This window comes from Solwaraspora sp. WMMD792, from assembly GCF_029626105.1.
Classification (GTDB): domain Bacteria; phylum Actinomycetota; class Actinomycetes; order Mycobacteriales; family Micromonosporaceae; genus Micromonospora_E.
In genome coordinates this window covers 3,150,847-3,177,620 of sequence record NZ_JARUBH010000009.1, presented here as the reverse complement: position 1 = coordinate 3,177,620, position 26,774 = coordinate 3,150,847, and the positions used below count along the sequence as shown (strand labels likewise).

Genomic DNA, 26,774 nt, shown 5'->3' with positions numbered 1-26,774 from the left:
CAAACGTGACGATTCAGACACCTGACAAACACGCACCTTTGTGCGCCTCTACGGGAGCAGGCGGACCGTGGCCGACCGATTGATCATCCGTGGCGCGCGTGAGCACAACCTCCGCGACGTCAGCCTCGACCTGCCGCGTGACGCGCTCATCGTGTTCACCGGGCTGTCCGGCTCGGGCAAGTCGAGCCTCGCGTTCGACACCATCTTCGCCGAGGGACAGCGGCGGTACGTGGAGTCGCTGTCGTCGTACGCCCGGCAGTTCCTCGGCCAGATGGACAAGCCGGACGTCGACTTCATCGAAGGGCTGTCCCCGGCGGTCTCCATCGACCAGAAGTCCACCTCGCGCAACCCGCGGTCGACCGTCGGCACGATCACCGAGGTCTACGACTACCTGCGGCTGCTCTTCGCCCGGGTCGGCGAGCCGCACTGCCCGGTCTGCGGCGAGCGGATCTCCCGGCAGACCCCGCAGCAGATCGTCGACCGGGTGCTGGCCATGCCCGAGGGCACCCGGTTCATGGTGCTCGCCCCGGTGGTGCGCGGCCGTAAGGGCGAGTACCTCGACCTCTTCGCCGATCTGCAGGCCAAGGGGTACGCCCGGGCCCGGGTCGACGGGGTGGTGCACCCGTTGACCGAGCCGCCGAAGCTCAAGAAGCAGGAGAAGCACACCATCGAGGTGGTCGTCGACCGGCTCACCGTCAAGCAGAGCGCCCGGCGGCGGCTGACCGACTCGGTGGAGTCGGCGCTCGGCCTCACCGGCGGCATCGTGCTGCTCGACTTCGTCGACCTCGCCGAGGACGACCCGGCCCGTGAGCGGCGCTTCTCCGAGCACCTGGCCTGCCCGAACGACCATCCGCTGGCGATCGAGGACCTGGAGCCGCGGGTCTTCTCATTCAACGCGCCGTACGGTGCCTGTCCGGAGTGCGTCGGTCTGGGGACGAAGAAGGAGGTCGACGCGGAGCTGGTCGTCCCGGACGTGGAGCGGTCGCTGCGCGACGGCGCCATCCAGCCCTGGTCCGGCGGGCAGACCCAGGAGTACTTCGCCCGGCTGCTGGCCGCGCTCGGCGAGGCGGAGCACTTCGACCTGGACACCCCGTGGCGCAAGCTGCCCAGCCGGGCGCAGAAGACCATCCTGTACGGCTCCGACGACCAGGTGCACGTCCGCTACCGCAACAAGTACGGCCGGGAGCGGTCCTACTACACCGGCTTCGAGGGCGTGGTGCAGTGGATCGAGCGGCGGCACACCGACACCGAGTCGGAGTGGTCCCGGGAGAAGTACGAGGGCTACATGCGGGATGTGCCGTGCGGGTCGTGCGGCGGCGCCCGGCTCAAGCCCGAGGTGCTCGCGGTCACCGTGGCCGGACGCAACATCGCCGAGGTGACCGGGCTGTCCGTCGGTGAGTGCGCCGACCTGCTGGGTGGGCTGGTGCTCACCGACCGGCAGAAGATGATCGCCGAGCGGGTGCTCAAGGAGATCAACGCCCGGCTGCGGTTCCTGGTCGACGTCGGCCTGGACTACCTGTCACTGGACCGCCCGGCCGGCACCCTCTCCGGCGGCGAGGCGCAGCGGATCCGGCTCGCCACCCAGATCGGCTCCGGCCTGGTCGGGGTGCTGTACGTGCTGGACGAGCCGTCGATCGGGCTGCACCAGCGGGACAACCACCGGCTGATCGAGACCCTGGTGCGGCTGCGCGGCCTGGGCAACACGCTGATCGTGGTCGAGCACGACGAGGACACCATCCGGACCGCCGACTGGATCGTCGACATCGGGCCCGGCGCCGGTGAGCACGGCGGCCGGATCGTGCACAGCGGGCCGGTCGACGAGCTGCTGACCAGCGAGGAGTCGCTGACCGGGGCGTACCTGTCCGGCCGCAGGGCGATCCCGGTGCCGGCCACCCGGCGGCCGGCGACGGCCGGCCGCGAGCTGGTGGTGCACGGCGCCCGCGAGCACAACCTGCGCAACCTGACCGTCACGTTCCCGCTCGGCCAGCTGATCGCGGTCACCGGGGTCAGCGGCTCCGGCAAGTCGACGCTGGTCAACGACATCCTCTACACCGTGCTGGCCAACCAGATCAACAACGCCCGGCTGGTGCCCGGCCGGCACACCCGGATCACCGGGCTGGACCACGTGGACAAGGTCGTCGGGGTCGACCAGTCGCCGATCGGCCGTACCCCACGGTCGAATCCGGCGACGTACACCGGGGTGTTCGACCACGTCCGCCGGTTGTTCGCCGAGACGACCGAGGCCAAGGTGCGCGGCTACGGTCCGGGGCGGTTCTCGTTCAACGTCAAGGGCGGCCGGTGCGAGGCGTGCTCGGGCGACGGCACGATCAAGATCGAGATGAACTTCCTGCCGGACGTCTACGTGCCGTGCGAGGTCTGCAAGGGTGACCGGTACAACCGGGAGACCCTCGAGGTCCACTACAAGGGCCGGACCATCGCCGAGATCCTGCAGATGCCGATCGAGGAGGCGGCCGACTTCTTCGAGGCCATCCCGGCGATCCACCGCCACCTGAAGACCCTGGTCGACGTGGGGCTGGGCTACGTGCGGCTCGGCCAGCCGGCGCCGACCCTGTCCGGCGGCGAGGCGCAGCGCGTCAAGCTCGCCTCCGAGTTGCAGAAGCGCTCCACGGGCCGGACGGTCTACGTGCTCGACGAGCCGACCACCGGGCTGCACTTCGAGGACATCCGCAAGCTGCTGACCGTGCTGGCCGGCCTGGTCGACAAGGGCAACACGGTGGTGGTCATCGAGCACAACCTCGACGTGATCAAGACCGCTGACTGGCTGATCGACATGGGGCCGGAGGGCGGGCACCGGGGCGGCACCGTGGTCGCCGCCGGCACGCCGGAGGAGGTCGCCGAGGTCGCCGAGAGCCACACCGGGGCGTTCCTGCGCCCGGTCCTGGGCCGTACCGGCGCCGCCGGTGGAGCCGCCGCCGCGTCCGCGCGGGCCGCGAAGGCCAACGGCGTACCCGGCCGGACGAACACCGCGTCGACCCGGGCGAAGCGTGGCTCCGGCGCGCGACGGGCGGCCGAAGCGGTCGCACAGCATTGACACAGCGACCGTACAGCGGCGTCTACGGCTGCGCATGGATCATGGTCCTGCCGTCATATCGGGATGAACCGTTCGTGACGCCTCGCCGTTTCTACTGGCGTGGCCATGGACGACCAGCCGTGGCAACTGACAGGAGGCAAGCTGAATGACTGAGCACCAGACGACCACCGACGCCGGTCCGACCAGCCGCCGGGCGCTGCTGATCGGCGCGGGCGGGGTCGGAGCGACCGTGGCGCTCGCCGCCTGCGGCACCGGTACCGACGACAGCCTGGGCGACGGTGCCAACGCACCGGCCGACGCGGGCCAGTCCGCCGGCACGGACGGCGGTACCGACGACGGCGGCGACACCGGGTCCGGCGGTGACGGGCTCACCACCAGCCAGGTGCCGGTCGGCAGCGGCGTCATCCTTGCCGCCCAGGGCGTCGTGGTCACCCAGCCCGCCGAGGGCGAGTTCAAAGCGTTCAGCAACGTCTGCACCCACCAGGGCTGCCCGGTGGCCAACCTCGACGGCGGCACCATCAACTGCACCTGCCACTTCAGCAGTTTCTCCATCTCCGACGGCTCGGTGCTCTCCGGCCCGGCGTCGGCGCCGCTGGAGGAGAAGACCGTCACCGTCGACGGCGAGACCATCTCGGTAGCCTGACGACCCGGTCGTCCGCGTCCGCCGGGTGCGAGGCCGCCCACGCGGACGCGGACGCCCGGAGCTGTCACAGCCCTGGACTACGCTGACGGCGATGCCAGATCCGTCCAGCTACCGCCCCGCCCCCGGCACCATCCCGGACTCGCCGGGGGTCTACCGGTTCCGTGATCCCACCGGGCGGGTCATCTACGTCGGCAAGGCCAAGAGCCTGCGCAGCCGACTCAACTCCTACTTCGGCGACCTGTGGCAACTGCACCAGCGGACCCAGCAGATGGTCACCACCGCCGCGTCGGTCGACTGGGTGACCGTCGGCAGCGAGGTCGAGGCGCTGCAGCTGGAGTACCTCTGGATCAAGGAGTACGACCCCCGGTTCAACGTCCGCTACCGGGACGACAAGTCCTACCCGTACCTGGCGGTGACGCTGGACGAGGAGTTTCCCCGGCTGCAGGTGATGCGCGGGGCGAAACGCAAAGGGGTGCGCTACTTCGGGCCGTACTCGCACGCCTGGGCGATCCGCGAGACCCTCGACCTGCTGCTGCGGGTCTTCCCGGCGCGGACCTGCTCGGCCGGCGTGTTCCGGCAGGCCGGCCAGGTCGGGCGGCCGTGTCTGCTCGGTGACATCGGCAAGTGCTCGGCGCCGTGCGTCGGCCGGGTCGACGCCGCCGGGCACCGGGCGATCGTCGACGAGTTCTGCGACTTCATGGCCGGGCGCACCGACACCATGGTGCGCCGGTTGGAGCGGGACATGCACGACGCCGCCGAGGCGTTGGAGTTCGAGCGGGCCGCCCGGCTGCGTGACGACGTCGCCGCGCTGCGCAAGGCGATGGAGAAGCAGACCGTGGTGCTCGGGGACGGCACCGACGCCGACGTGGTCGCCTTCGCCGAGGACCCGCTCGAAGCCGCGGTGCAGGTGTTCCACGTCCGCGGCGGCCGGGTGCGCGGTCAGCGCGGCTGGGTGGTGGAGAAGGTCGAGCAGCTGACCACCGCCGACCTGGTGCATCACTTCTGCACCCAGGTGTACGGCCCCGAGCAGGGCGAGACCGACGTGCCCCGGGAGCTGCTGGTGCCCGAGCTGCCGGCGGACGCGCCGGCGCTCGCCGACTGGCTGACCGCCCGCCGAGGCAGCCGGGTGACGCTGCGGGTGCCGCAACGCGGCGACAAGCGCGCCCTGATGGAGACGGTGGCCCGCAACGCCGGCGAGGCGTTGACCCGGCACAAGCTGCGCCGGGCCAGTGACCTGACCACCCGCAGCCAGGCGTTGGAGGAGATCGCCGAGGCGCTGGGGCTGGCCGCCGCGCCGCTGCGTATCGAGTGTTTCGACGTGTCGCAGATCCAGGGCACCGACGTGGTGGCCAGCCTGGTGGTGTTCGAGGACGGGCTGCCCCGCAAGGCCGAGTACCGCCGGTTCGCAGTCCGGGGGGCGACCGACGACCTGTCCGCGATGAGCGAGGTGCTGCGCAGACGCTTCGCCCGCCACCGCCAGCCCGCCGACGAACCGCCGTCGCAGGCGACGGTGCCTGCTGACGACGTGCCGGCGCCGCCGGCGGCGGACGTGGCCCAGCCACCGCCGGGTGTCGACCCGCAGACCGGACGGCCACGCCGGTTCGCGTACCCGCCGCAGTTGGTCGTGGTCGACGGCGGTGCGCCGCAGGTGCAGGCCGCCGCGACGGCGCTGGCCGAGCTCGGCGTCGACGACGTGGCGCTGTGCGGGCTGGCCAAGCGGCTGGAGGAGGTGTGGCTGCCCGGCGACGACTACCCGGTGATCCTGCCGCGCACCTCCGAAGGGCTCTACCTGCTGCAACGCATCCGCGACGAGGCGCACCGGTTCGCGATCACCTACCACCGGCAGCGCCGGTCGAAGCGGATGACGGCCTCCGGGCTGGACCAGGTGCCCGGGCTCGGCGAGACCCGGCGCAAGGCGCTGCTGCGGCACTTCGGCTCGGTCCGGCGGATCGCCTCGGCGACCGTCGACGAGATCACCGAGGTGCCCGGCATCGGCCGGCGGATCGCGGAGACGATCGTCGCTGCGCTCGCCGGGTCGCCGGATGACGGCGCGGATCGCACCTAGAATCCCATCTGTGGTGCCGACCTGCGCGCACCTGGCGCGCCGCGTACCCGAGGCAGGAGGACCGTGAGGCAGAACAGCCTGAACCCGGGCGACGACATCACCCGGCCGGCCGACGACACACCGGCCAGCGTCGCGGCGGTCGACGACCTGGCCAGCAGCGCCGTGCACGACGGCGAACCGGCCGGTACCGTGGCCGACCAGAACGAGGCCCGGCTGGTCGTGGTGACCGGGGTGTCCGGTGGCGGACGCAGCACGGTGGCCCGGGCCCTGGAGAACGTCGGCTACTACGTGGTGGACAACCTGCCGCAGGCGCTGCTGCTCGACATGGCCGAGCTGGCGATGCGGGCCGGTGGGGCGGCCCGGCGTACCGCGATGGTGCTGGACGTGCGCAGCCGCGCCTTCTCCACCGACCTGGTCGGCGCGATCCGGGCGCTCAAGGAACGCGGCTACCAGCCCCGGGTGGTCTTTGTCGACGCCGCCGCCGACGTGCTGATCCGCCGGTTCGAAAGTGTCCGGCGCTCGCATCCGCTGCAGGGCGACGGCCGGCTGGCCGACGGCATCGCCGCCGAGCGGGACCTGCTCGCCGAGGCCCGCGACCAGGCCGATGTGATCATCGACACCAGCCATCTGAACGAGAACCAGCTCCGGCGCCGGGTCGAGGAGCTGTTCGGCGGCGAGGACGCCCGCCGGCTGCGGATCACCGTGCTGTCGTTCGGCTTCAAGTACGGGCTGCCGCCGGACGCCGACTTCGTCATCGACGCGCGGTTCCTGCCCAACCCGTACTGGGTCCCGGATCTGCGCGAGTACACCGGCCGGGAGGCGTCGGTCAGCGGGTATGTGCTCAGCCAGGAAGGCGCCGACGACTTCGTCCGCAACTACGCCGAGCTGGTCAACGCCACCACCGCCGGGTTCGAGCGGGAGGGCAAACGCTATCTGACCGTGGCGGTCGGCTGCACCGGCGGCAAGCACCGCTCCGTGGCGATCGCCGAGGAGCTCGCCGTACGGCTGCGTCAGGCCCGGCTGTCGGTCAACGCCCAGCACCGTGACCTGGGGCGCGAGTGAGCGTACTGCGGGTGGTGGCCTTCGGCGGCGGGCACGGGCTGGCCGCCTCGCTGCGTGGCCTGCGTCACGCCGGTGCCGAGCTGGCGCTGGACCTCACCGCGGTGGTCACGGTCGGTGACGACGGTGGGTCGAGCGGTCGGCTGCGGGCCGACCGGGGCGCGCTGCCCCCCGGCGACCTGCGCCAGGCGCTCGCCGCGCTGGCCGGGCCGGCGTCGGCCGACCAGTTGACCGCCGAGCTGTTCCAGCACCGGTTCGTGCCGGTGCCGGGGGAGGCACCGGCCACCGACCGTCCCGACCCACTCACCGGGCACGCGGTCGGCAACCTGGTGCTGTGCGGGCTGATGGAGCTGCTCGGTGACCCGGTCGCCGCCCTCGACCACGTCGGCCGGCTGCTCGGCGCGACCGGCCGGGTGCTGCCGATGTCCTGCGAGCCGGTGTCGATCGAAGCCGACGTGCGCGGCGGTGACCCGCGCCGGCCGACTGACGTGGTCACGGTCCGGGGCCAGCACGCGGTGGCGGTCACCCGGGGCCGGGTCGAGTCGGTGCGGCTGCAGCCGAAGGCACCGGCCGCCTGCCGGCCGGTGCTGGCGGCGGTACGCGACGCCGACTGGCTGATCTTCGGGCCGGGCAGTTGGTACACCAGCGTCATCCCGCATCTGCTGGTGCCGGACCTGGCCGCCGCGATCGTGGCCAGCCCGGCCCGGCGGCTGGTCACGCTGAACCTGGCGGCGGAGAAGGAGACCCTCGGGCTGTCGGTCGCCGACCACCTCGCCGCGCTCAGCTGGTACCTGCCGCAGCTGCAGGTCGACACGGTGCTCGCCGACGGTACGGCGGTCGGCGATCCCGAGCCGGCGGCCCGTGCGGCAGAATCGCTGGGTGCGCGTTTGACGCTCGCCCCGTTGGCGGTCGCCGACGGCAGCCCCCGGCACGATCCGGTCGCGTTGGGTGCCGCCCTGGTGCCTGTCCTGGGGTCCGCTCGTTAAGCACGTACGTATCGGTACCCGCCGTCTAACCGGCCCCCGTGAGGTGAATGACTATGGCGATGACCGCTGCCGTCAAGGACGAGCTGAGCCGGGTCGACGTGCCCAAGCCGTGCTGCCGTCGCGCCGAGATGGCCGCGTTGCTGCGCTTCTCCGGCGGACTGCACATCGTCGCCGGCCGGGTCGTCGTCGAAGCCGAGCTGGACACCAACGCGGTCGCCCGGCGGCTGCGCCGGGAGGTGGCCGACGTCTACGGCTACTCGAGCGAGATTCACGTGCTGAGCCCGAGTGGGCTGCGCAAGGGCAACCACTTCATCATCCGGGTGGTCAAGGACGGCGAGGCGTTGGCCCGGCAGACCGGCCTGCTGGACGTGCGGGGCCGGCCGGTGCGTGGCCTGCCCCCGCACCTGGTGTCGGCGAACGTCTGCTGCGCCGTGTCGGCCTGGCGGGGCGCGTTCATGTCGCACGGGTCGTTGACCGAGCCGGGTCGGTCCAGCGCGTTGGAGATCACCTGCCCGGGGCCGGAGTCGGCGCTGGCGCTGGTCGGTGCCGCCCGGCGGCTGGGGATCGCCGCCAAGGCACGCGAGGTGCGCGGCGTCGACCGGGTGGTGGTCAAGGACGGTGACGCGATCGCCGCGCTGCTCACCCGGATCGGCGCGCACTCCAGCGTGCTGACCTGGGAGGAGCGGCGGGTACGCCGGGAGGTGCGGGCCACCGCGAACCGGTTGGCCAACTTCGACGACGCCAACCTGCGCCGCTCGGCCCGGGCGGCGGTGGCCGCCGCCGCCCGGGTGACCCGGGCGTTGGAGATCCTCGCCGACGACGCCCCGCGGCATCTGACGTCGGCGGGCCGGCTGCGGCTGGAGCACCGCCAGGCGTCGCTGGAGGAGCTGGGCGCCCTGGCCGACCCGCCGCTGACCAAGGACGCGATCGCAGGGCGGATCCGGCGGCTGCTGGCGCTGGCCGACAAACGGGCCCGCGATCTCGGCATTCCGGACACCGAGGACGCGGTGACGGCGGAGATGCTCGTCGGGTGAACACCAGTTGTGAACCAGGGTGACCGGACGCCCCGGCGCAACACGGCACGGGCTTCTCGGATAGGGTCGCAGTGTACGGCGACGGGGCCGGCACCCGGCTCTCCCGCCGCGACCACCGCCTCGGGTGTCCCGCCCGAGCCACGTACGGCTGCGGCGTGACCAGCCGGATCATCTGATCGGCGCCCGGCCCGCCACGCGGTCGGCGCACACCAATCCGTCCGGCTCCGGCCCGGACGGGCGAGAAGCAAGGAGATGGGACCTGTGACCATCCGGGTTGGCATCAACGGCTTCGGCCGTATCGGCCGTAACTTCACGCGGGCGGTGCTCGCCTCCGGCGCGGACATCCAGATCGTCGCCTTCAACGACCTGGGCGACACCGCGACCACCGCGCACCTGCTCAAGTACGACAGCATCCTGGGCCGGCTGCCGCACGAGGTGAAGGCCAGCGGCGACGAGATCACCGTCGGCGGGCAGACCATCAAGGCCCTCGCCGAGCGCGACCCGGCCAAGCTGCCCTGGGGTGAGCTCGGCGCCGACGTGGTGATCGAGTCGACCGGCTTCTTCACCGACGCCACCAAGGCCAAGGCGCACGTCGACGGCGGCGCCAAGAAGGTGATCATCTCGGCCCCGGCCAAGAACGAGGACTTCACCGTCGTGCTCGGCGTCAACGACGGCCAGTACGACCCGGCCAAGCACACGATCATCTCGAACGCCTCCTGCACCACCAACTGCCTCGCCCCGATGGCCAAGGTGCTGCAGGACACGTTCGGCATCGAGCGCGGCCTGATGACCACCATCCACGCGTACACCCAGGACCAGAACCTGCAGGACGGCCCGCACAAGGACCTGCGCCGGGCCCGCGCCGCCGCGCTGAACATCGTGCCGACCTCGACCGGCGCCGCCAAGGCGATCGGCCTGGTGCTGCCGGAGCTCAAGGGCAAGCTGGACGGCTACGCGCTGCGGGTGCCGATCCCGACCGGCTCGGCCACCGACCTGACCGTCACCGTCGGCCGCGAGACCACCGTCGAAGAGGTCAACGCCGCGGTCAAGGCCGCCGCGCAGGGCCCGCTGGCCGGCATCCTCACCTACACCGAGGACCCGATCGTGTCGGCCGACATCGTCACCGACCCGGCGTCGTGCATCTTCGACGCCGGCCTGACCAAGGTGATCGGCGACCAGGTCAAGGTCGTCGGCTGGTACGACAACGAGTGGGGCTACTCCAACCGCCTGGTGGACCTGGTCAAGCTGGTGGGCGCGTCCCTGTGAGCCAGGTAACCACTCTCGACGACCTTCTCGCCGAGGGTGTGTCGGGTCGGCGCGTGCTGCTGCGCGCCGACCTGAACGTCCCGTTCGAGAAGGACAACCCGGGGGTCATCGCCGACGACGGCCGGATTCGGGCGGTGCTGCCCACCCTGACCGCGCTGCGTGACGCCGGCGCGGCTGTGGTGGTCTGCTCCCACCTGGGTCGGCCCAAGGGCGCCCCGGATCCGAAGTACACCCTGGCCCCGGTCGCCGCCCGGCTCGGTGAGCTGCTCGGCGCGCCGGTCGCGTTCGCCACCGACACCGTCGGTACCTCGGCGCAGGCCACCGTCGCCGGCCTGACCGGCGGACAGGTCGCACTGTTGGAGAACCTGCGGTTCAACCCGGGGGAGACCAGCAAGGACGCCGACGAGCGGGGCGCCTTCGCCGACCAGCTGGCGGCGTTCGCCGACGCGTACGTCGACGACGCGTTCGGCGCCGTGCACCGCAAGCACGCCAGCGTGTACGACGTACCGGCGCGGCTGCCGCACGTCGCCGGCAAGTTGGTGCACCGTGAGGTCGAGGTGCTCGGCAAGCTGACCGGCGCACCGGAGCGGCCGTACGTGGTGGTGCTCGGCGGGTCAAAGGTCTCCGACAAGCTCGCCGTCATCGAGGCGCTGCTGCCGACCGTCGACAAGCTGCTGGTCGGCGGCGGCATGTGTTTCACCTTCCTCAAGGCCCAGGGCCACGAGGTCGGCAAGTCGCTGCTGGAGGCCGAGATGGTCGACACCTGCCGCGACCTGCTGGAGCGGGGTGCCGGCAAGATCGTGCTGCCGGTGGACGTGGTGGCCGCCACCGCGTTCGCCGCCGACGCCGACCACGACGTGGTCGACGCCGCCGCGATCCCGGCCGACCGGCTCGGCCTGGACATCGGCCCGCGCAGCGTCGCCGCGTTCGCCGAGGCCCTCGCCGGGGCCCGGACGGTGTTCTGGAACGGCCCGATGGGCGTGTTCGAGCTGGCGCCGTTCGCCGCCGGCACCCGGGGCGTCGCCGAGGCGATCACCAAGGTCGACGGCTTCACCGTCGTCGGCGGCGGCGACTCGGCGGCCGCGGTGCGCACCCTCGGCCTCGACGAGTCCGCCTTCGGGCACATCTCGACCGGCGGGGGCGCCTCGCTGGAGTACCTGGAGGGCAAGACCCTGCCCGGCATCGCCGCCCTGGAGAAGTGAGAGCAGTGCCTGAGACCGTTGCCCGCCGGCCGCTGATGGCCGGCAACTGGAAGATGAACCTCAACCACCTGGAAGCCATCGCGCTGGTCCAGAAGCTGGCGTTCAGCCTGAACGAGCAGCAGCTGACCGACGTCGAGGTGGCGGTGCTGCCGCCGTTCACCGCGCTGCGCAGCGTGCAGACGCTGATCGACGGCGACAAGCTGGCCATCGGCTACGGCGCGCAGGACCTGTCGCCGCACGCCTCCGGTGCCTACACCGGTGACATCTCCGGGGCGATGCTGGCGAAGCTGGGCTGCCAGTACGTCACCGTCGGCCACTCCGAGCGGCGGGCGTACCACAACGAGGACGACGCGGTGGTCAAGGCCAAGGTGGCCGCCGCGCTGGCCAACGGGATCACCCCGATCCTGTGCGTCGGTGAGGGCCTGGACGTGCGGGAGGCCGGCGGCCACGTCGCGCACTGCCGCGACCAGGTCGACGCCGCCCTGGCCGGGCTGACCGCCGAGCAGGTGGTCAAGGTTGTCATCGCGTACGAGCCGGTCTGGGCGATCGGCACCGGCAAGACCGCCACCCCGGCCGACGCGCAGGAGGTGTGCGGGGCGATCCGGGCCCGGCTGGCCGAGTCGTACGACCAGGCCACCGCCGACCAGACCCGGATCCTGTACGGCGGTTCGGTCAAGGCGGCGAACATCGCCGCGATCATGGCCGAGGTCGACGTCGACGGCGCGTTGATCGGCGGCGCCAGCCTGGACGCCGACGAGTTCGCCCAGATAGCCCGCTTCCCGGAGCACGTCAAGCGCTGACCGGTCGACACCGTCAAGGTCGACCGCACCCACACATACCGTCGCGGGCCCGATGCCGCAGAGACATGATCATGTCTCTGCGGCATCGGGCTGTCACTGGTAGCCGGCTACGGCCGACGGCATCGGGTGCTTGCCGGGCCACGGTCGGTGATGGTGGACTGGTCGCCCTGGGGTTCCACCGCGCCGCCGAGGAGCTGGATGACCGCCAAACAGGATCGCGACGAAATCTTCATCGAGTACACCAAGTCGATCTGCCCGGTGTGCAAGGTCGTCGTCGACGCTCAGGTCAACATCCGCGACGACAAGGTCTTCCTGCGCAAACGCTGCCGCGAGCACGGGCAGTTCGAGGCGTTGGTCTACGGCGACGCGCAGATGTACCTGGACTCGGCCCGGTTCAACAAGCCCGGCACGATCCCGCTGGCGTTCCAGACCGACGTGGTCGACGGCTGCCCCAGCGACTGCGGGCTCTGCCCCGAGCACAAACAGCATGCCTGCCTCGGCATCATCGAGGTCAACACCGGCTGCAACCTGGACTGCCCGATCTGCTTCGCCGACTCCGGCCACCAACCCGACGGCTACTCGATCACCCTCGACCAGTGCGAACGGATGCTCGACACGTTCGTCGCTGCCGAAGGCGAGCCCGAGGTGGTGATGTTCTCCGGCGGGGAACCCACCATCCACAAGCAGATCCTGGAGTTCGTCGACGCCGCCCAGGCCCGCCCGATCAAGGCGGTCAACCTCAACACCAACGGCATCCGGCTCGCCTCCGACAAGCGGTTCGTCGCCGAACTCGGCCGGCGGCACAGCCCGGACCGGGCGATCAACATCTACCTGCAGTTCGACGGCTTCGACGAGCGTACCCACTGGGCGATCCGTGGCCGCGACCTGCGCGAGATCAAGCGGCGGGCGCTGGACAACTGCGCCGACGCCGGGCTGACCGTCACCCTGGTCGCCGCCGTGGAGCGCGGGCTCAACGACCACGAACTCGGCGCGATCATCGAGTACGGGCTGACGCATCCCGCCGTACGGTCGGTGTCGTTCCAGCCGGTCACCCACGCCGGACGGCACGTCGAGTTCGACCCGTTGCACCGGCTGACCAACTCCGACATCATCCACGGCATCGTGGCGCAGCGTCCCGACTGGTTCACCGCGTCGGACTTCTTCCCGGTGCCGTGCTGCTTTCCGACCTGCCGGTCCATCACCTACCTGCTGAGCGAGGGCACCCCTGGCGAACCCGGCTTCGGGGTGGTGCCGATTCCGCGGCTGCTCAACGTCGCCGACTACCTCGACTACGTCGCCAACCGGGTGCTGCCGGACCTGGCGATCCGCGAGGCGTTGGAGAAGTTGTGGTCGGCGTCGGCGTTCATGGGCACCGGGACCACCAGTGAGCAGTTGGCGGCCGCCGCGACGGCGCTGGACTGCGCCGACGCCTGCGGGATCAACCTGCCGGCGGCGATCGCCGACATCACCGACCGGGCCTTCATGATCGTCATTCAGGACTTCCAGGACCCGTACACGCTCAACGTCAAACAGCTGATGAAATGCTGCGTCGAGGAGATCACCCCGGACGGACGGATGATTCCGTTCTGCGCGTACAACTCGGTCGGCTACCGGGAACAGGTCCGCGAGCAGCTGTCCGGTGTCGCGGTGGCCGACGTGGTGCCCAACGCGCTGCCGCTGCAGCCGGTCCTGACCGATTCGCCGTACGGATCGAAGGTGGCCCGGCCCGGTGGACGTACCGGCAACGGCCGGATCGCCCCGGACACCACCAACGTCGGCCGGCGGGTCCGGTGACCGGCCGGGCCTGGCCGGTGGACGGTCCCACTGTCTCCGCCGACGCGAAGACTGACGCAACGCCTGACGCGAAGGCGTGCTGCGCCGCCGCGTACGGCTCCGACGTCGTCGCGTTGCTGCTCGGTGAGTCGTACCATCCGGGCGGTCTGGCGTTGACCCGGCGGCTCGCCGACCGGCTCGCGTTGCGTCCCGGCGCGGCCGTGCTCGACGTGGCCAGCGGGCGCGGCGCCACCGCGTTGCTGCTGGCCCAGTCGTACAAGGCCGACGTCACCGGCGTCGACCTGTCGGCGGCCAACGTCTCCGCCGCGACGCAGGCGGCTGCCGCGACCGGGACGGCCGGTGCCCGGGGATCGGTGCGGTTCCAGCTCGGCGACGCCGAGCGGCTGCCGGTGCCGGACGCGGCGTTCGACGCGGTGGTCTGCGAATGCGCCTTCTGCACGTTCCCCGACAAGGCCACCGCCGCCGCAGAGTTCGCCCGGGTGCTGCGGCCGGGCGGGCGCCTCGGCCTCACCGACGTCACCGTCGACCAGGCTCGGCTGCCGGCCGAACTCGCCGGGCTCGGCGGCTGGATCGCCTGCGTCGCCGACGCCCGCCCGCTGGCCGAGTACGCCGACCTGCTGGCCGCCGCCGGGCTGCGGGTGACGTACACGCAACGCCACGACGCCGCGGTCGCCGCCATGCTGGAGCAGATCGAGGCCCGGCTGACGCTGGTCCGGATGACCGCCCGGGACCGGGCCGAGGCGGCCGGGCTGGACTTCACCCGGGCCCCGGCGGTGCTGGCCGCCGCCCGCGCGGCGATCGCCGAACAGATCATCGGGTACGGCCTGCTGGTGGCAGTCAGACCGTGACCGGCGGACACGACCTGGTGGTGATCGGCGGCGGGGCGGCCGGTCTCGGTGCGGCCCGCGCCGCCGCCGGAGCCGGCGCCCGGGTGCTGCTGGTCACCGACGGACCGCCCGGCGGCGACTGCACGTTCACCGGCTGCGTCCCGTCGAAGACCCTGATCGAGGCGGCCGCCCGAGGGCTGGCGTTCGACGACGCCGTACGACGGATGCGGGCGGTGATCGCGCGGATCGCCGCCACCGAGGACGACGCCGCGCTGCGGGCCGAGGGCATCGAGGTACGCCGCGGTCGGGCCCGGTTCGTCGCGCCGGGCCGGGTCGACGTCGACGGCACCGTGCTGGCCGCCCGCCGCTACGTCGTCGCCACCGGTGCCGTCCCGGCGGTCCCGTCGGTGCCGGGGCTGGCCGACGTCCCGTACCTGACCACCGAGACGGTCTTCGACCTCGCGTCGGCACCCGGGTCGCTGATCGTGCTCGGCGGCGGCCCGGTCGGCTGCGAACTCGCCCAGGCGTACGCCCGGTTCGGCACCCGGGTGACCGTCGTCGAGACCGCCGACCGCCTGTTGCCCGGCCACGAGCCGGCGGTGTCGGCGGTGATCGCCGACGTGTTCGCCCGCGAAGGGATCACGCTGCGCCTCGGTGCGCAGGTCGTCGAAGCGGGCACCACCGTCGGCGGCGTGACGCTGCGGCTGGCCGACGGCAGCCAGGTCCACGCCGACCGGCTGCTGGTCGCGACCGGCCGACGGCCGACCACCGACGGCCTCGACCTGCCGGCCGCCGGGATCGCCGTCGACGACCGGGGGCACGTAATCACCGACGCCCACCTCGCCACGACCGCACCCGGCGGGTACGCCGCCGGCGACGTCACCGGCCGGATGCCGTTCACCCATGCCGCGTTCGCCATGGGGCGGATCGCCGCCGGCAACGCGCTGTCGCGTCGGCGGCAGCGCTACGACCCAGCCGCCACGCCGTGGGTGGTCTTCACCGACCCGGAGGTGGCCCGGGTCGGGCTGACCGAGGCGCAGTCGGTCGGCCGGGGCGGCCGGGTGGCGTACCTGCCGATGACGGAGATGGACCGGGCGGTCACCGCCGACGCCACCGACGGGTTCGTCACCCTGGTCGCCGGGCCGCGCCGGCTGCTGGGCAACCTCGGCGGCGGCCGGATCCTCGGGGCCACCGTCGTCGCCGGCCGGGCCGGCGAGATGATCCACGAACCGGCGCTGGCGATGGCCACCGGCATGTTCGCTGGCCGTCTCGCCCAGGCGACCCATGCCTACCCCACCTGGTCGTACGGGATCCAGCTGGCCGCCGCCCAGTTCGTCACGGCCATCGGCGGCCGGCGGGCCCGCCCCGCGCGGGCGGCCGGGTGATCAGCGCGTACGCCGCGTCGCGGCCGGGCAGGCCGGCGATGCCGCCGACCGGTGCGGTGCCCGCCCCGGACACCACCAGCCCGGGCAGCGGGGTGCGGTGGCCGGCCAGGTCCGGCGTCGGGCGCAGCATCGCCAGCTGGTCCAGGCTGATGTCCAGGTGCATCGGGTGCGCGCCCGGCCAGCGCAGTTGCCGGGCCATGTCGGCCGGGGTGTGCGTCACCCGGTCGACGACACTGGCGGCGAACCCGGGTGCCCGGGCCTCGACGGTGGCGATCATCCGGTCGGCGAACTCCTCCCGGGCGGCGTCCCATCCGCCCCGCACCTCGTACGGAGCGCAGGGGCAGGCCAGGTAGACGGTGTGCCGGCCGGGCGGGGCGAGGCTGTCGTCGAGCGCGGTCGGCGTGAACGCGTACGTCGGCACCGGGTCGTCCGGCAGATGACCGGCTTCGGCCTGGGCGAACCCGGCGGACAGCGAGTCAAGGCTGTCCACGTACGACTGCAATCCGTTCCAGTCGCCGGGCCGGGCCTGCGGGTAGCCGGGCAACCCGGTGGTGGCCAGCAGCACCAGGCTCTGTACGGCGTTGCCGCGCCCGGCGGCCCGCAGCCGGTCGGCAACCGGGCCGGTCAGCGGCGGATCCAGCAGGTCGAGCAGCGCGCTGCGTGGGTCGATGGCGGTGAGGACGGCGTCGGCGGTGATCCGCGTACCGTCGGCCAACTCGACCCCGGTGACCCGGTCGGTGCCGGTACCGGTGCGCCGGATCCGGGCCACCGGCGCGTTCACCCGCCAACTGCCGCCGTAGCTGGCCAGCCGGGTGGCGAGCGCGTCGGTCAACGCCTGCGACCCGCCGACCGGATGCCACTGCCCGACCTGGTGGTAGAACGCCTGCCACAACGCGAAGGTGGCCCCGCCGACCTGCTGCGGTGACGCGGAGGCGTGCGCGGCGAACGCCGCCACTGGTGCCCGGACCAGCTCGGTGTCGAACCGTTCCCGCAGCACCCGCCCGTACGGCGCCAGTAGGGTCCGGGCCAGCCCGATCGGCCCGCCGTTGCGGGCCACCGCCCGGCCACCTGCCGCGACCAGGCCCGGCATCCGCCGCAGACGCTGCATCGTGCTGGTGCCGGGGTCCAGCATGGTCCGCATCGCGGTGACGACCGGCCACGCCTGGCGCATCCAGGCCGCGTACCGCCGCGCGGCACGCCGGTCGACCTCGGCGATCGACTCGACGGTGGCCGCGACGCTGCGGTGGAACCGGACGATCGTGCCGTCGCGGAACGCCGCGATGGAGAACGGGTCCATCTCGCGGTAGACCAGCCCGGCGTCCCGCAGCCGCAGGTCCTCGACGATACCGGTGGCGTTGATGATGTTGTGCGCGGCGGAGTGGGTGTTGAAGCGGTGGCCCGGCAGCAGTTCCTCGGTCCGGGCGCCGCCGCCCAGCTTGTCGGACTGCTCCAGCACCTGCGTCTGCCAGCCGCTACGGGCCAGGTAGCAGGCGGCGACCAGGCCGTTGTGGCCGCCACCGACCACCACGACCCGGCGGGTACGCCGCTGCCGGGCCGTCATGCCGGGCGACCACGGAGGTGGCGCCACGCCCGGGTGGCTTCCGGCACGGTGAGCGCCGCCGCCACGACCGTGGTGGCGGCGGCCAGGGTGCACCAGCCGCAGATCCGGCGGTGCCGGCTGAGCTGCTCGGCGAACAGCCAGGCCCCGGCGGCCGCGTCACCGGCCGCCTTGCCGGCAGCGAGCAGCGGCCGCCACGGCTGGCGGGTCGCCCGGTCGGCGTCGCCCGTCCCGATCAGGGCGAGGGTGACGCCGGCGTTGGCCAGCGCGAGCGCGGTGTCCGGGGTGTGTCCGGCGGCGTACGCCTCGCCGCTGGCGTCCACCCGGTCGGCGTCCAGCCAGGGCAGCGCCGGCTCCGACAGGTGCCGCACCAGGCCGTACTGGTAGGTCGCGACCACCGCGTAGGCGCCGGCCGCCAGCAGCGTCAGCCCGGCGGACCACCGTCGTCGACGCAGCGTCGGCGTGTCGGCCAGGCGCAGCTCGTCGCTGACCCGTTCGGCTGCCCGGTCCGACGTCCGGCCGATGCCGATGGGGCGTCCCCGGAGCCGCTCGGCGGGCTGTCCCTGTCGTCTCATCCGGTCGGCTACCCTCCTTCCTGCCGACCACACGGGTGGGTGGTCGCGGAGACCGTCGGAGCCGGTCGGCATGGATCGAGCCGGCCCGCTATCCTGGGGTGGCCCGGGTGTCGGCCCACTCGGGTTTGTCCGGTTCGCCCCGCTTCGCGAGCCGGCGACCGTGATGAGAGGACTGACCACTGCCATGCCGATCGAGTTCGCCTACGTATTGATCGTCTTGCTGGTGATCACGAGCGTCATGCTCACCATGCTGATCCTGCTGCACAAGGGCAAGGGCGGCGGCATGTCCAGCATGTTCGGCGGTGGCGTGAGCACCAGCCTGGCCGGATCCTCGGTGGCCGAGAAGAACCTCGACCGCTACACCGTGCTGACCGGCATCGTGTGGTTCGCCTGCATCGTCGGCCTCGGCCTGTGGCTGAAGGTCGCGATGAGTGCGGGTGTGTGATCCGTCGCTTTCCGTCGTAAGATTTCGCGCGGCCCGTTGATTCGGGCCGCGCATTCTTTTTCGGTACGCCCGCTTCACCGGCGTCGCACCACCGCCTCGTGCCGTGGTGACACCTCCTCCCCGACGACAGGAGCGACAACATGGCGAGTGCCAACACGATCCGGGGCAGCCGGATCGGTGCCAGCCCGGCCCGGCCCACCGAGCGGGCCGAACCCGCACCGCGCCGGCAGACCACTTACTGGTGCGCCAACGGACACGCGGTGGAGATCAGCCTCGCCGTCGACGCGGCGGCTCCGGAAACCTGGGAGTGCCCGCGCTGTGGGCTGCCCGCCGGGCAGGACCGGCACAATCCGCCGGCCCGGCCGCGGACCGAGCCGTACAAGTCGCACCTGGCGTACGTGAAGGAGCGCCGCAGCGACGCCGACGCCGAGGCGATCCTCGCCGAGGCGCTCGCGGCGGTCCGCGCCCGACGCGGCGAGTCCTGACCGGCGCCTAACCCCACTCCCGACGCACCGGAGGCTGACCCGGCTCATCATGCCCGGGATCGGCGTCGACCGGGCGAATTCCTTGGTCGGACTCCAGTATCCCGCTGCCGTCCGTCAGGCAGAGGGTTGCGTCGCCACTGCAGCGTGGGGGTCAGTCGGCGGCGGGCACCAGCACGGTGGTGCCGGACCAGCTGATGTTCTCGTTGCGGATGTGGTGCCACGGTTCGCCGTTCTCGTCGAGGCCGGTCAGCTCGGCGAGGTAGTGGCCGAAGCCGTACCCGCCGGCCCGCAGGGTGGCGACGGCCCACGGGTGAAGCTGGTCAGCGACGCGCTCCGGGTGGCGCTGGTCGAACGGGACCTCGATGACGCCGAGCAGGTCGTAGCGTTCGTCCGCGCCGCCGGGGTCGAACACCCGGCACAGCGAGAATCCGTACCGTTCACGCTGCTCACCGTCCACCCACGCCAGTTGTCCGGCCACTGTGTCCTCCATGATCATTGTTTGGATGCTGCGGTGAACGAAGCATCGCGCTAAAACGCGCTTATATCAACCCCTTGTGTTGTTCATGATCACCTGGTGTGATGTCGTGGTCACCATCCAATCGCGAGGGAGGCCACCGATGGCACGTGCACCGAGGACCCGCAAGGCACCCGCCAACCCCGCAATGTCGCCGACCGTGCAGGCCATGGAGCTCGGCATCCGGCTCCGCGAGCGCCGCGAAGAGCTCGGCATGACCGCCGTCGGCGTCGGCCGCAGCAGCGGCATCACCCAGGCGTACGTCTCCGGAGTGGAGATCGGCAAGGTCAAACTCCCCGCCGACCGACTCGCCCAGCTCGTCAAGATCTACGAGATCGACGACCAGGAGGCCACCGAGCTGGAGGCGCTGCGGGTCGGTGCGATGGCCCGCGCCTGGTGGCACACGTACAAGCAGCTCTTTCCCGCCGAGTTCCTGCGCTTCCTCGGCTACGAGGCCGGTGCCGACCACGTCCGCACCTACCAGAGCGAACTGATTGACGGCCTGTTGCAGACCGAGGCGTACGCCCGCGCGATCCTGCGTGGCGGCAACACCTACGTCCGGCTCACCGAGACCGAACAGCGCATCGAGGTACGACTGGCCCGCCAACGCCGGCTCGCCGAGGACCCGCCGCTGCGGATCACCGCGATCTTTGGCGAGGGTGCGATCCGCCAGCAGGTCGGCGGCCCGGCGGTGATGCGCGCCCAGCTCGCCCACCTGGCCGACCTGATGACCCGGCACCCGGAGCAGTTCCAGATCCACATCGTTCCGTACTCGGCAGGTGCCTACCCGGCGCTCGGTGCGCCGTTCCAGATTCTGTCGTTCCCGTCGACCCGGGTGCCGGACCTGGTCTGGCAGGAGGTCCTCACCTCCAGCGACATCATCGACCAGTCCACCCGGGTCGCCGACTACACGATCACCTTCGGTGAGACGCTGGAGCGGGCGTTAAGCTTCGACGAGTCCCTCGCCCTGATCCGCCAGGTGGCCCAGGAGATGACATGACCGAGCACACCCCCGCACGCGGCTGGTTCACGTCCTCCCGCAGCGCGAACAACGCCGCCTGCGTCGAGGTCCGCCTCAGTGCCGACACTATCGGCGTACGCGACTCCAAGGACCGCGGCGGCCCAGCGCTCGCCTTCGACCCGGCTGCCTGGACCGGCTTCCTCACCACCATCAAGGCCGTCGACCCCAGCTGACCGGCGGTGAGCGTGACCGCCGGCGGCGCTGGCCTGGAAATCCCGACGGAGCTGGCGGCATCCCACACTAGGTACTTCGGCGACGCCGGCCGCGCCTGGATCGCGGCGCTGCCGCAGCTGACTGCGGCCCTCATGGACAGCTGGGGGCTGCGTCGCGACGGGCCGCCGAGCTGGGGAGCGATCGCCCTGGTGCTGCCCGTCACGCAGGCCGACGGGTCACCGGCGATGCTGAAGGTGCAGCCGATCGACGAGGAGACCGTCGGTGAGCCGGCGGCGCTGCGGGCCTGGCGCGGCGACGGCGCGGTACGCCTCCTGCGGCACGACGGGCACTCTGGCACGATGCTGCTGGAACGGCTCGACGCCGACCGTACCCTGGCAGTCGTCCCCGACGACCTGGCCGCGCTGCGCATCCTCAGCCAGCTGCTCGCCCGGCTGACCTCGGTGGCCGCCCCGCCCGACGTACGCCGCCTCGCCGATGTGGCCGCCGGGATGCTCGACCGGGTGCCACAGGCGCTGGTATGGCTACCCGCCGCCGACCGTCCGCTGGTCCGGCGGTGCGCGGCAGCCGTCCGGGAGTTGCTGCCGGAGGCCGGTGACCGACTGCTGCACTGGGATCTGCACTACGACAACGTCCTCGCGTCCCGGGCCGACTCGGCCAGGTCCGATTCGACCGTGTCCGGCGCTCGGGAGCCGTGGCTGGCGATCGACCCGAAACCACTCGCCGGAGACCCTGCGTTCGAGCTGCTTCCCGCCCTGCACAACCGGTGGGACGACGTGGTCGCCACTGGCGACGTGCCGCGTGCGGTCCGGCGGCGCTTCGACCTGATGACCGAGGTGCTGGGCGTCGACCGGGAACGGGCGATCGGCTGGACGCTCGGCCGCGTACTGCAGAACCTGCTCTGGGAGTCCGGAGCCGGCGGCCCGGCATGGCACAGCGCGCCGGATCGCGCCATCGCGCACGCCCTGCTGCGCCAGGACTGACCTGCGGTCAGTCGATCGTGGCGATGAGACGTCGCAGCGCGGCGTGCGCCGGTGGACCCCAGGTCGGCTTGCCGCCAGGGCGACCATGGACCCCGGCGTCGCCGATCAGGACGCCGCCGAGGGCGCGGGCCATCGCCCAGCCACGGGCGCGGCGCATGGTGGCGGCGTCGGGGGCCGGCTGGTACGCCGCGTAGAAGTGGTCGATGCTGTCGTCCGGGAGCAGGATCCACCCGGCGGCGAGGTCGTACGCCGGGTCGCCCATGCAGAGGTCCCCGAAGTCGATGACGCCGCAGATGGTGCCGTCGGCGGTCAGGACGTTGGCCGGATGCAGGTCGGCGTGCAGCCACACCGCTGGTCCCGTCCATCCAGGTGCGGTGACCGCGTCCTGCCATACAGCGTGGACGGCGTCCGGGTCGTCGATCAGCCCGCGTGCGGTGACTTCGGCGAGGCCGCGAGTGAACTGGGCGGTGTGGTCGGTCAACGGCCCGCCCCGGCCGCTGCCGCTGCCTGTGGGTGCGTTGTTGGGAGCGGGTCGGTGCAGCGCGGTCAGGAACGCTGCCAGGGATTCAGCTGCCGCGCGGGCGCGGGTGACCGGGGCGCGGTCGGCGGGGGTACCCGGGACCCAGGTGGTGACGAGCCAGGGTCGGGGGAACCGCACGGACGGCTCGCCGAGGCGCTGCGGTACGGGGACCGGCAGCGGCAGATACGGTGCCAGCGCGGGCAGCCAGGCGTACTCCTTGACCAGCAGCGCGTCCGCCGACCCGGTCGCCCCGGGCAGCCGGACGGCGAGATCCTCACCGAGGCGCCACATCTGGTTGTCCCAGCCGCGCGCGCCCAGCCGGACCGGCCGGTCGGCGAGGTCGGGACACTGATCGCGGAGCAGACACCGGACCAGCTCCGCGGTGACCTCGACCTCGACATGGTCCACGGCGAGTAACAGTAGCCGCACGGATCGATTTGCTGATCTCAGGCAGTCGCCGCAGGACTTGGATGACAGGACGCAGCGGTGATCCGAGTTGGTGTTTAGTCTTTCGGTATGGCGGTCAGAAGGACTGGTGGAAGTGACGACCTACTCCGTGGTCTGCCGACGGGTCGGCAACTGGTGGGCCATCAGCGTGCCTGAACTCAAGGGCGTGCACACCCAGGCCCGGCGACTAGACCAGGTCGCTGCGATGGCTCGGGAAGCGATCGCGTTGCTGTTGGGCATCGAACCGGTTTCTGTGGCTCTGGACGCCAGGCGGGCAGCCCGGGACGCGGACGAGAAGGCCGAAGGGACGACCGCGAAAGCGGTGCTGGCACTTCTGCGTGATGGCTCCATCTGTCGGTGGCCGATCGGATGCGCGTGGTCTGACATGGCGTCGGCGTGTCGGGTCGATGGCGCGTAGTGGATCACGCCCGGCCGGGTTCTCGCCCCGTCGTTGGTCAGCAGGTCGAGTGGAACAGGCCGCCCACCGGCTGGGTCGCGACCAGTTCGTTGTAGCGCTCCACGGCTTGCGTCGTCTCGGCGATGTACGGCGTGATGCCGTGCCGGTCGAGGTGTTCGAGGGTGCGTGGGTCGACCTGGAGCTGGAGCTGCATGCCGCGTGACAGCACGATCGCGGTCGCGCCGTGGCGCAGCAGCTCCTCGACGTCCTCGGGTTGAATCCCCGGGCTGTGCCGGGTTCCGGGCTCGGACCAGTCCCAGGGCCTGCCGCCGCCCGGGTGGAGCATGAAGTCCTTGCCGGTCCCAAGGCCTTCGACCTCCATCCGACCCCACGAGACCGCCAGCACCCTTGGGGGGATTGCCCTACGGCGTCGGTCACGGCATCCTCCGCTTCATCCGCTGCGACCACGTCCTGCAGATCTCCGTAAGGAGCCGGGTGGCCGGGCTCCCTACGTGCTTTGTGTGGAGTCCGGCGTGCTGCTCAGCGACCAGTATCCGCGGCGGAAGAATACCAGCGGTGCGGCGCTGCGCAGATGACGGAAACGGCGTACGAGACCGATGATCAGCAGGTGGTCCCCGGCGTTGTGGCTGGCGTGGAGGTCACAGTCGAGGTAGGCGAGGGAACCGTCGATGACGGGGGAGCCGGCCTCGGACGCGTGCCAGCTCAGGTCGGTGAACTTGTCGGGCCCGGTGGCAGCCAGTGCCCGGCTGACGTGGTCCTGATCGGCGGCGAGGACGTTGACGCAGAAAGTGCGGCCCGCACTGATCAGCGGCCAACTGGTGGAGGTGTTGTTGATGCCGAAGCCGATGAGGGGTGGCCGCAGTGAGATGGAGAAGAAGGAACCGACGACCAGTCCGACGGGGCGGGTGGCGTGGATGGCGGTGACTGCGACGACGCCGGTGGGGAAGTGCCCGAGCAGTAGGCGAAAGTCGTCCGTGGTCGCCGGTCCTTCAGCACGTGTCACGGCTGGCGTCTCCTTGACTCAGCTTGGGCGGCCGCGCTTGACTTCATAGAAGTAGGGGGTCTTCGCGAGCGTCGTGATCGCGTCGTAGAGCTCGCCGGCGTTGCCGGTCGGCGGGATCGTTTCGAAGACCGGGCCGTGGATTCCGCGGGGGGCGTCGGGAAACTCGATGACCGGGCTGCCCACGTCCGGACCGGCCGAGGCGATGGCGGCGTGTGTCTCCGCTTCGATCTGGGCGTCCCAGCGTGGGTCGTGGAAGGCGTCGAAGGCATCCTCGACGCCGGTGGACTTGCTGGCTTGACGGACGAGGTCTTCGGTGAACCCTTCGCCGTTGTCGTGGGCGGCGGTGCCGACGGCGGTGTAGAAGTCAGCGGCGTCGGCGGGGCGCCCGGCGTCGCGTAGCGCCTCGCCGACGCGTAGGGCGGCGTGGGAGGCACCGAGCATGGCGGCCCAGTCGGGGTTCATCTCCGCGCCGTAGAGGACCTTGAGGCTGAATGGCCGCCAGTCGATGTCGAAGGTCCGCTGTTCGGCGGCGGCGACCAGCCAGCGGCCGGTACGCCAGGACCAGAAGCAGGCAGGATCGGACCAGAACTTGACCAGGGTCACGGGTACTCCTTCAGATGGCGGCTGGTTGGGCTGGGGTGGTGTCGGTGCCGAGGGCGGCCTTTACCGCTGGTGCGACGTGTTCGCCGAACAGGCGCATGGAGCGGTTGCTGGCTTCGAAGTCGAGGCCGCCGAACTGGAACCAGCCCTGGAACATGTCAACTCCGGCCTTGGCCTTCTCCAGCAGTTGTGCCACGCACTGGTCGGGGGTGCCGAAAATGATCCGGTGATTCTCGACGGCTTCCTGGAAGGGAAGGCTGGTGATCTTGTCAAACCAGGCCTTGTGGTCCTCGTAGCCCTTGTCGACTGTGGTGCTTTGGCTGATCATCACTGAGGCTTCGTGTCCAGCGCCGAGCCAGGCTGCGAGGTGGGGTTGAGCGAGTTTGCGGGCCTCAGCCTCGGTCTCGGCCACGAAGATGTGCTGCATGGTGGCGTAGCTGCCGGTCGGGGTGCCCGGATGAGCGGCCTGCCATTCGTCACGGTAGATGGCGGCGGTACGGGCGGTGTCGTCGGCGTCGAGGAACGCGGTGCACAGGTTGACGCCGAGACGGGCGGCTTTGCGGATGGATTTCTCGCTGATCCCGGCCATCCAGATCGGCGGGTGCGGCGTCTGGGTGGCCTCTGGGACGAGGGCGACACCTTCGCCCTGCCAGGGGCCCGCGGCGTAGGACGCCGCGCCGCCGTCGGTGAGGAGCTGCTTGATCAAGGGGAACGCCGCGTCGAACAGGCTTTCGCTGTCGGCGCGTTGGACACCGAACCCGGCCTGTTCGTGACCGGCGAGTCCACGGCCGAGGCCGATCTCCAGACGACCGTTGGTGAGCAGGTCGAGCATGCGGATCTCTTCGGCGGCCCGTACGGGGTGGTACAGCGGCAGGTTGAGGGTCATGGCCCCGAGCCGGACCTTGCTGGTGGTCTGGGACAGGGCGGCGATCATCAGGTGGGGAGAAGGGACGATCTGGAACCCTGCGTTGGAGTGGTGCTCGGTGAAGAAGTAGATGTCGATGCCCACCTCGTCGGCGATGCGGGCCTGTTCGAGGGAGTGCTGGTAGGCGGCGGAGTGGGGGAACTTGTTGTCGACGGGGCGCCAGGCTGACGCGCCGTCGGAGGTGGACGAGGTGATGTCGTAGACGCTGAATCGCACGAGCGGCTCCGGGGCAGGGCTGTCACCAGTGACGCAACGCGTCACTGGTGACAGCCGTGGGCAGGGACGACGGGTGGGTTCTACCGGCGGATCGACAGGGTCACTGTCTGAGGGGCGCGTACCTGGTTGGTCTTCGGCACCAGACGGGCCAGCGGGTGAGCCGGGTCGATAGGGCGGTAGTCGCAGTTGGTGTCGGTGCTGGACAGTAGTTCGAGCTCGCCGAACGCGAACTCAATCGGCCGGCCGCGCCCATGCGGGCTGTCCGGCGGGTAGACCCAGCTCTTCTCGGAGACCTCGCACTGGCAGCCGCGGACTGGGGCCTGCGGACCGCCCTGACGCACGTGTCGCCAACCGGCGGCGACGGCCCGGTCACGGATGTCGGCGTAGACCGCGCGGCTGTCGGGGCTGTCTTCGCGCAGGTCGATGCCGAGGTGGTCGACGAACGGCAGTGGGTGGGTCACCGCGCCGGGAATGAGGTCCTCCTCGGCGATGGCACCGCTGGTGAAGATGACCGCGATGCCGCTGGGGAAGCCGTACTTGCGGAAGTTGGGGGCGTCGCGTTGCGCGGAGAGGTCCCGGGCCAGGATCTTGTCGTGGGGCAGCGCGTGGACGTCGGCGACCTTCACCTGAACGTGCACCGACTCGGCGATGCCGATCGCGGCGGCGAACGGGAAATCGGCAGCGAACAGCTCGTCGACGAGGGCGGCCTCGTCGGCGCTGATCAGGCCCAGCTCGGTGAAGAACCGAAGGGTGGCGGCGGCGGAGGACTGCTCGGGCATC

Annotated in this window: 27 protein-coding genes; 18 read left to right on the top strand and 9 right to left on the bottom strand. The window is 71.4% G+C overall.

The features are described 5' to 3' along the window. Positions 1-67: 67 nt before the first annotated feature. From uvrA to O7629_RS15335, 12 genes are all read left to right on the top strand, one after another. Positions 68-3,052, top strand: coding sequence for an excinuclease ABC subunit UvrA (gene uvrA, locus O7629_RS15390; protein WP_278169965.1), 2,985 nt, complete (start codon positions 68-70; stop codon positions 3,050-3,052). A gap of 145 nt (positions 3,053-3,197) precedes the next feature. Beyond that, positions 3,198-3,695, top strand: a complete 498-nt coding sequence (locus O7629_RS15385; protein WP_278169963.1) for a Rieske (2Fe-2S) protein — start codon at positions 3,198-3,200, stop codon at positions 3,693-3,695. A 91-nt stretch (positions 3,696-3,786) separates the two neighbouring features. Continuing rightward, a complete protein-coding gene (uvrC, locus tag O7629_RS15380) occupies positions 3,787-5,760 on the top strand; it encodes an excinuclease ABC subunit UvrC (RefSeq protein WP_278169962.1) in 1,974 nt (657 codons plus the stop codon). Positions 5,761-5,922: 162 nt separating this feature from the next. Beyond that, entirely contained in the window at positions 5,923-6,822 is a 900-nt protein-coding gene (gene rapZ / locus O7629_RS15375; protein ID WP_278174546.1) for an RNase adapter RapZ, read from the top strand. Beyond that, positions 6,819-7,805, top strand: a complete 987-nt coding sequence (yvcK, locus tag O7629_RS15370) for a uridine diphosphate-N-acetylglucosamine-binding protein YvcK (protein WP_278169961.1) — start codon at positions 6,819-6,821, stop codon at positions 7,803-7,805. Before rapZ ends, yvcK begins: the two co-directional genes overlap by 4 nt. 53 nt (positions 7,806-7,858) lie before the next feature. Then, entirely contained in the window at positions 7,859-8,839 is a 981-nt protein-coding gene (gene whiA, locus O7629_RS15365) for a DNA-binding protein WhiA (protein WP_123602428.1), read from the top strand. Positions 8,840-9,100: 261 nt separating this feature from the next. Next, the gene (gene gap / locus O7629_RS15360) at positions 9,101-10,105 is read left to right on the top strand and encodes a type I glyceraldehyde-3-phosphate dehydrogenase (RefSeq protein ID WP_278169959.1); all 1,005 of its coding nucleotides are present in this window, start codon (positions 9,101-9,103) and stop codon (positions 10,103-10,105) included. Next, a complete protein-coding gene (locus tag O7629_RS15355; protein ID WP_278169957.1) occupies positions 10,102-11,307 on the top strand; it encodes a phosphoglycerate kinase in 1,206 nt (401 codons plus the stop codon). The genes gap and O7629_RS15355 overlap by 4 nt, the downstream gene beginning before the upstream one ends. 35 nt (positions 11,308-11,342) lie before the next feature. Next, complete coding sequence (tpiA, locus tag O7629_RS15350; protein WP_278174545.1) at positions 11,343-12,107, top strand: triose-phosphate isomerase; 765 nt, start codon at positions 11,343-11,345, stop codon at positions 12,105-12,107. A gap of 198 nt (positions 12,108-12,305) precedes the next feature. Continuing rightward, positions 12,306-13,901, top strand: a complete 1,596-nt coding sequence (locus tag O7629_RS15345; protein ID WP_278169955.1) for a radical SAM protein — start codon at positions 12,306-12,308, stop codon at positions 13,899-13,901. A gap of 17 nt (positions 13,902-13,918) precedes the next feature. Continuing rightward, positions 13,919-14,749 carry a methyltransferase domain-containing protein gene (locus O7629_RS15340; protein WP_278174544.1) on the top strand — a complete coding sequence of 277 codons (831 nt, stop codon included), beginning with the start codon at positions 13,919-13,921 and terminating at the stop codon, positions 14,747-14,749. Further along, positions 14,746-16,113 carry an FAD-dependent oxidoreductase gene (locus O7629_RS15335; protein ID WP_278169954.1) on the top strand — a complete coding sequence of 456 codons (1,368 nt, stop codon included), beginning with the start codon at positions 14,746-14,748 and terminating at the stop codon, positions 16,111-16,113. The genes O7629_RS15340 and O7629_RS15335 overlap by 4 nt, the downstream gene beginning before the upstream one ends. Here O7629_RS15335 and O7629_RS15330 read toward each other — a convergent pair. Further along, entirely contained in the window at positions 16,064-17,674 is a 1,611-nt protein-coding gene (locus O7629_RS15330) for an NAD(P)/FAD-dependent oxidoreductase (RefSeq protein WP_278169953.1), read from the bottom strand. The genes O7629_RS15335 and O7629_RS15330 overlap by 50 nt on opposite strands. Beyond that, a complete protein-coding gene (locus tag O7629_RS15325; protein WP_278169951.1) occupies positions 17,671-18,246 on the bottom strand; it encodes a vitamin K epoxide reductase family protein in 576 nt (191 codons plus the stop codon). The genes O7629_RS15330 and O7629_RS15325 overlap by 4 nt, the downstream gene beginning before the upstream one ends. A 184-nt stretch (positions 18,247-18,430) precedes the next feature. On the opposite strand from O7629_RS15325, the gene secG reads away from it, so the two are divergent. Together secG and O7629_RS15315 are read left to right on the top strand one after the other, a co-directional pair. Further along, positions 18,431-18,691, top strand: coding sequence for a preprotein translocase subunit SecG (gene secG, locus O7629_RS15320; RefSeq protein ID WP_278169949.1), 261 nt, complete (start codon positions 18,431-18,433; stop codon positions 18,689-18,691). A 140-nt stretch (positions 18,692-18,831) separates the two neighbouring features. Beyond that, positions 18,832-19,176 carry an RNA polymerase-binding protein RbpA gene (locus tag O7629_RS15315; protein WP_278169947.1) on the top strand — a complete coding sequence of 115 codons (345 nt, stop codon included), beginning with the start codon at positions 18,832-18,834 and terminating at the stop codon, positions 19,174-19,176. A gap of 151 nt (positions 19,177-19,327) precedes the next feature. Here O7629_RS15315 and O7629_RS15310 read toward each other — a convergent pair whose 3' ends face one another. Further along, positions 19,328-19,672 carry a hypothetical protein gene (locus tag O7629_RS15310; RefSeq protein ID WP_278169945.1) on the bottom strand — a complete coding sequence of 115 codons (345 nt, stop codon included), beginning with the start codon at positions 19,670-19,672 and terminating at the stop codon, positions 19,328-19,330. 121 nt (positions 19,673-19,793) lie between these two features. Here O7629_RS15310 and O7629_RS15305 point away from each other — a divergent pair, with 121 nt between their 5' ends. From O7629_RS15305 to O7629_RS15295, 3 genes are read left to right on the top strand one after another with little or no spacing between them, the layout of a single operon-like run. Beyond that, complete coding sequence (locus tag O7629_RS15305; RefSeq protein WP_278169943.1) at positions 19,794-20,690, top strand: helix-turn-helix transcriptional regulator; 897 nt, start codon at positions 19,794-19,796, stop codon at positions 20,688-20,690. Then, positions 20,687-20,884: a DUF397 domain-containing protein gene (locus O7629_RS15300; RefSeq protein WP_278169942.1), complete on the top strand. Its 198-nt coding sequence runs from the start codon at positions 20,687-20,689 to the stop codon at positions 20,882-20,884. Before O7629_RS15305 ends, O7629_RS15300 begins: the two co-directional genes overlap by 4 nt. Positions 20,885-20,890: 6 nt before the next feature. Then, on the top strand, positions 20,891-21,865 hold the full coding sequence (locus O7629_RS15295; RefSeq protein ID WP_278169940.1) for an aminoglycoside phosphotransferase family protein: 975 nt from the start codon (positions 20,891-20,893) through the stop codon (positions 21,863-21,865). Between the two features lie 7 nt (positions 21,866-21,872). On the opposite strand, the gene O7629_RS15290 is transcribed toward O7629_RS15295, so the two are convergent. Beyond that, positions 21,873-22,793 (bottom strand): aminoglycoside phosphotransferase family protein, encoded by a 921-nt coding sequence (locus tag O7629_RS15290; RefSeq protein WP_278169938.1) that lies wholly within the window; start codon positions 22,791-22,793, stop codon positions 21,873-21,875. A gap of 127 nt (positions 22,794-22,920) precedes the next feature. On the opposite strand from O7629_RS15290, the gene O7629_RS15285 reads away from it, so the two are divergent. Then, the gene (locus O7629_RS15285; RefSeq protein ID WP_278169937.1) at positions 22,921-23,250 is read left to right on the top strand and encodes a type II toxin-antitoxin system HicB family antitoxin; all 330 of its coding nucleotides are present in this window, start codon (positions 22,921-22,923) and stop codon (positions 23,248-23,250) included. Positions 23,251-23,287: 37 nt separating this feature from the next. On the opposite strand, the gene O7629_RS15280 is transcribed toward O7629_RS15285, so the two are convergent. The 5 genes from O7629_RS15280 to O7629_RS15260 form a co-directional block, all read right to left on the bottom strand. Next, positions 23,288-23,635, bottom strand: a complete 348-nt coding sequence (locus tag O7629_RS15280) for an Mth938-like domain-containing protein (protein ID WP_278169936.1) — start codon at positions 23,633-23,635, stop codon at positions 23,288-23,290. Between the two features lie 102 nt (positions 23,636-23,737). Continuing rightward, positions 23,738-24,253: a flavin reductase family protein gene (locus tag O7629_RS15275; RefSeq protein ID WP_278169934.1), complete on the bottom strand. Its 516-nt coding sequence runs from the start codon at positions 24,251-24,253 to the stop codon at positions 23,738-23,740. An 18-nt stretch (positions 24,254-24,271) separates the two neighbouring features. After that, positions 24,272-24,856: a hypothetical protein gene (locus O7629_RS15270; RefSeq protein ID WP_278169932.1), complete on the bottom strand. Its 585-nt coding sequence runs from the start codon at positions 24,854-24,856 to the stop codon at positions 24,272-24,274. Positions 24,857-24,866: 10 nt separating this feature from the next. Next, positions 24,867-25,994 carry an LLM class flavin-dependent oxidoreductase gene (locus O7629_RS15265; RefSeq protein WP_278169931.1) on the bottom strand — a complete coding sequence of 376 codons (1,128 nt, stop codon included), beginning with the start codon at positions 25,992-25,994 and terminating at the stop codon, positions 24,867-24,869. Between the two features lie 80 nt (positions 25,995-26,074). Further along, positions 26,075-26,773 (bottom strand): hypothetical protein, encoded by a 699-nt coding sequence (locus O7629_RS15260; RefSeq protein WP_278169930.1) that lies wholly within the window; start codon positions 26,771-26,773, stop codon positions 26,075-26,077. Between the last annotated feature and the right edge of the window lies 1 nt (position 26,774).

What these genes read in the sequence shown, in the direction of transcription:
- whiA (WP_123602428.1), top strand. Translation starts at nt 7,859, where the DNA reads ATGGCGATGACCGCTGCCGTCAAGGACGAGCTGAGCCGGGTCGACGTG.
- O7629_RS15305 (WP_278169943.1), top strand. Translation starts at nt 19,794, where the DNA reads ATGGCACGTGCACCGAGGACCCGCAAGGCACCCGCCAACCCCGCAATG.
- uvrC (WP_278169962.1), top strand. Translation starts at nt 3,787, where the DNA reads ATGCCAGATCCGTCCAGCTACCGCCCCGCCCCCGGCACCATCCCGGAC.
- O7629_RS15385 (WP_278169963.1), top strand. Translation starts at nt 3,198, where the DNA reads ATGACTGAGCACCAGACGACCACCGACGCCGGTCCGACCAGCCGCCGG.
- O7629_RS15315 (WP_278169947.1), top strand. Translation starts at nt 18,832, where the DNA reads ATGGCGAGTGCCAACACGATCCGGGGCAGCCGGATCGGTGCCAGCCCG.
- O7629_RS15310 (WP_278169945.1), bottom strand. Translation starts at nt 19,672, where the DNA reads ATGATCATGGAGGACACAGTGGCCGGACAACTGGCGTGGGTGGACGGT.
- tpiA (WP_278174545.1), top strand. Translation starts at nt 11,343, where the DNA reads ATGGCCGGCAACTGGAAGATGAACCTCAACCACCTGGAAGCCATCGCG.
- O7629_RS15345 (WP_278169955.1), top strand. Translation starts at nt 12,306, where the DNA reads ATGACCGCCAAACAGGATCGCGACGAAATCTTCATCGAGTACACCAAG.
- O7629_RS15300 (WP_278169942.1), top strand. Translation starts at nt 20,687, where the DNA reads ATGACCGAGCACACCCCCGCACGCGGCTGGTTCACGTCCTCCCGCAGC.
- O7629_RS15260 (WP_278169930.1), bottom strand. Translation starts at nt 26,773, where the DNA reads ATGCCCGAGCAGTCCTCCGCCGCCGCCACCCTTCGGTTCTTCACCGAG.
- secG (WP_278169949.1), top strand. Translation starts at nt 18,431, where the DNA reads ATGCCGATCGAGTTCGCCTACGTATTGATCGTCTTGCTGGTGATCACG.
- O7629_RS15325 (WP_278169951.1), bottom strand. Translation starts at nt 18,246, where the DNA reads ATGAGACGACAGGGACAGCCCGCCGAGCGGCTCCGGGGACGCCCCATC.
- O7629_RS15330 (WP_278169953.1), bottom strand. Translation starts at nt 17,674, where the DNA reads ATGACGGCCCGGCAGCGGCGTACCCGCCGGGTCGTGGTGGTCGGTGGC.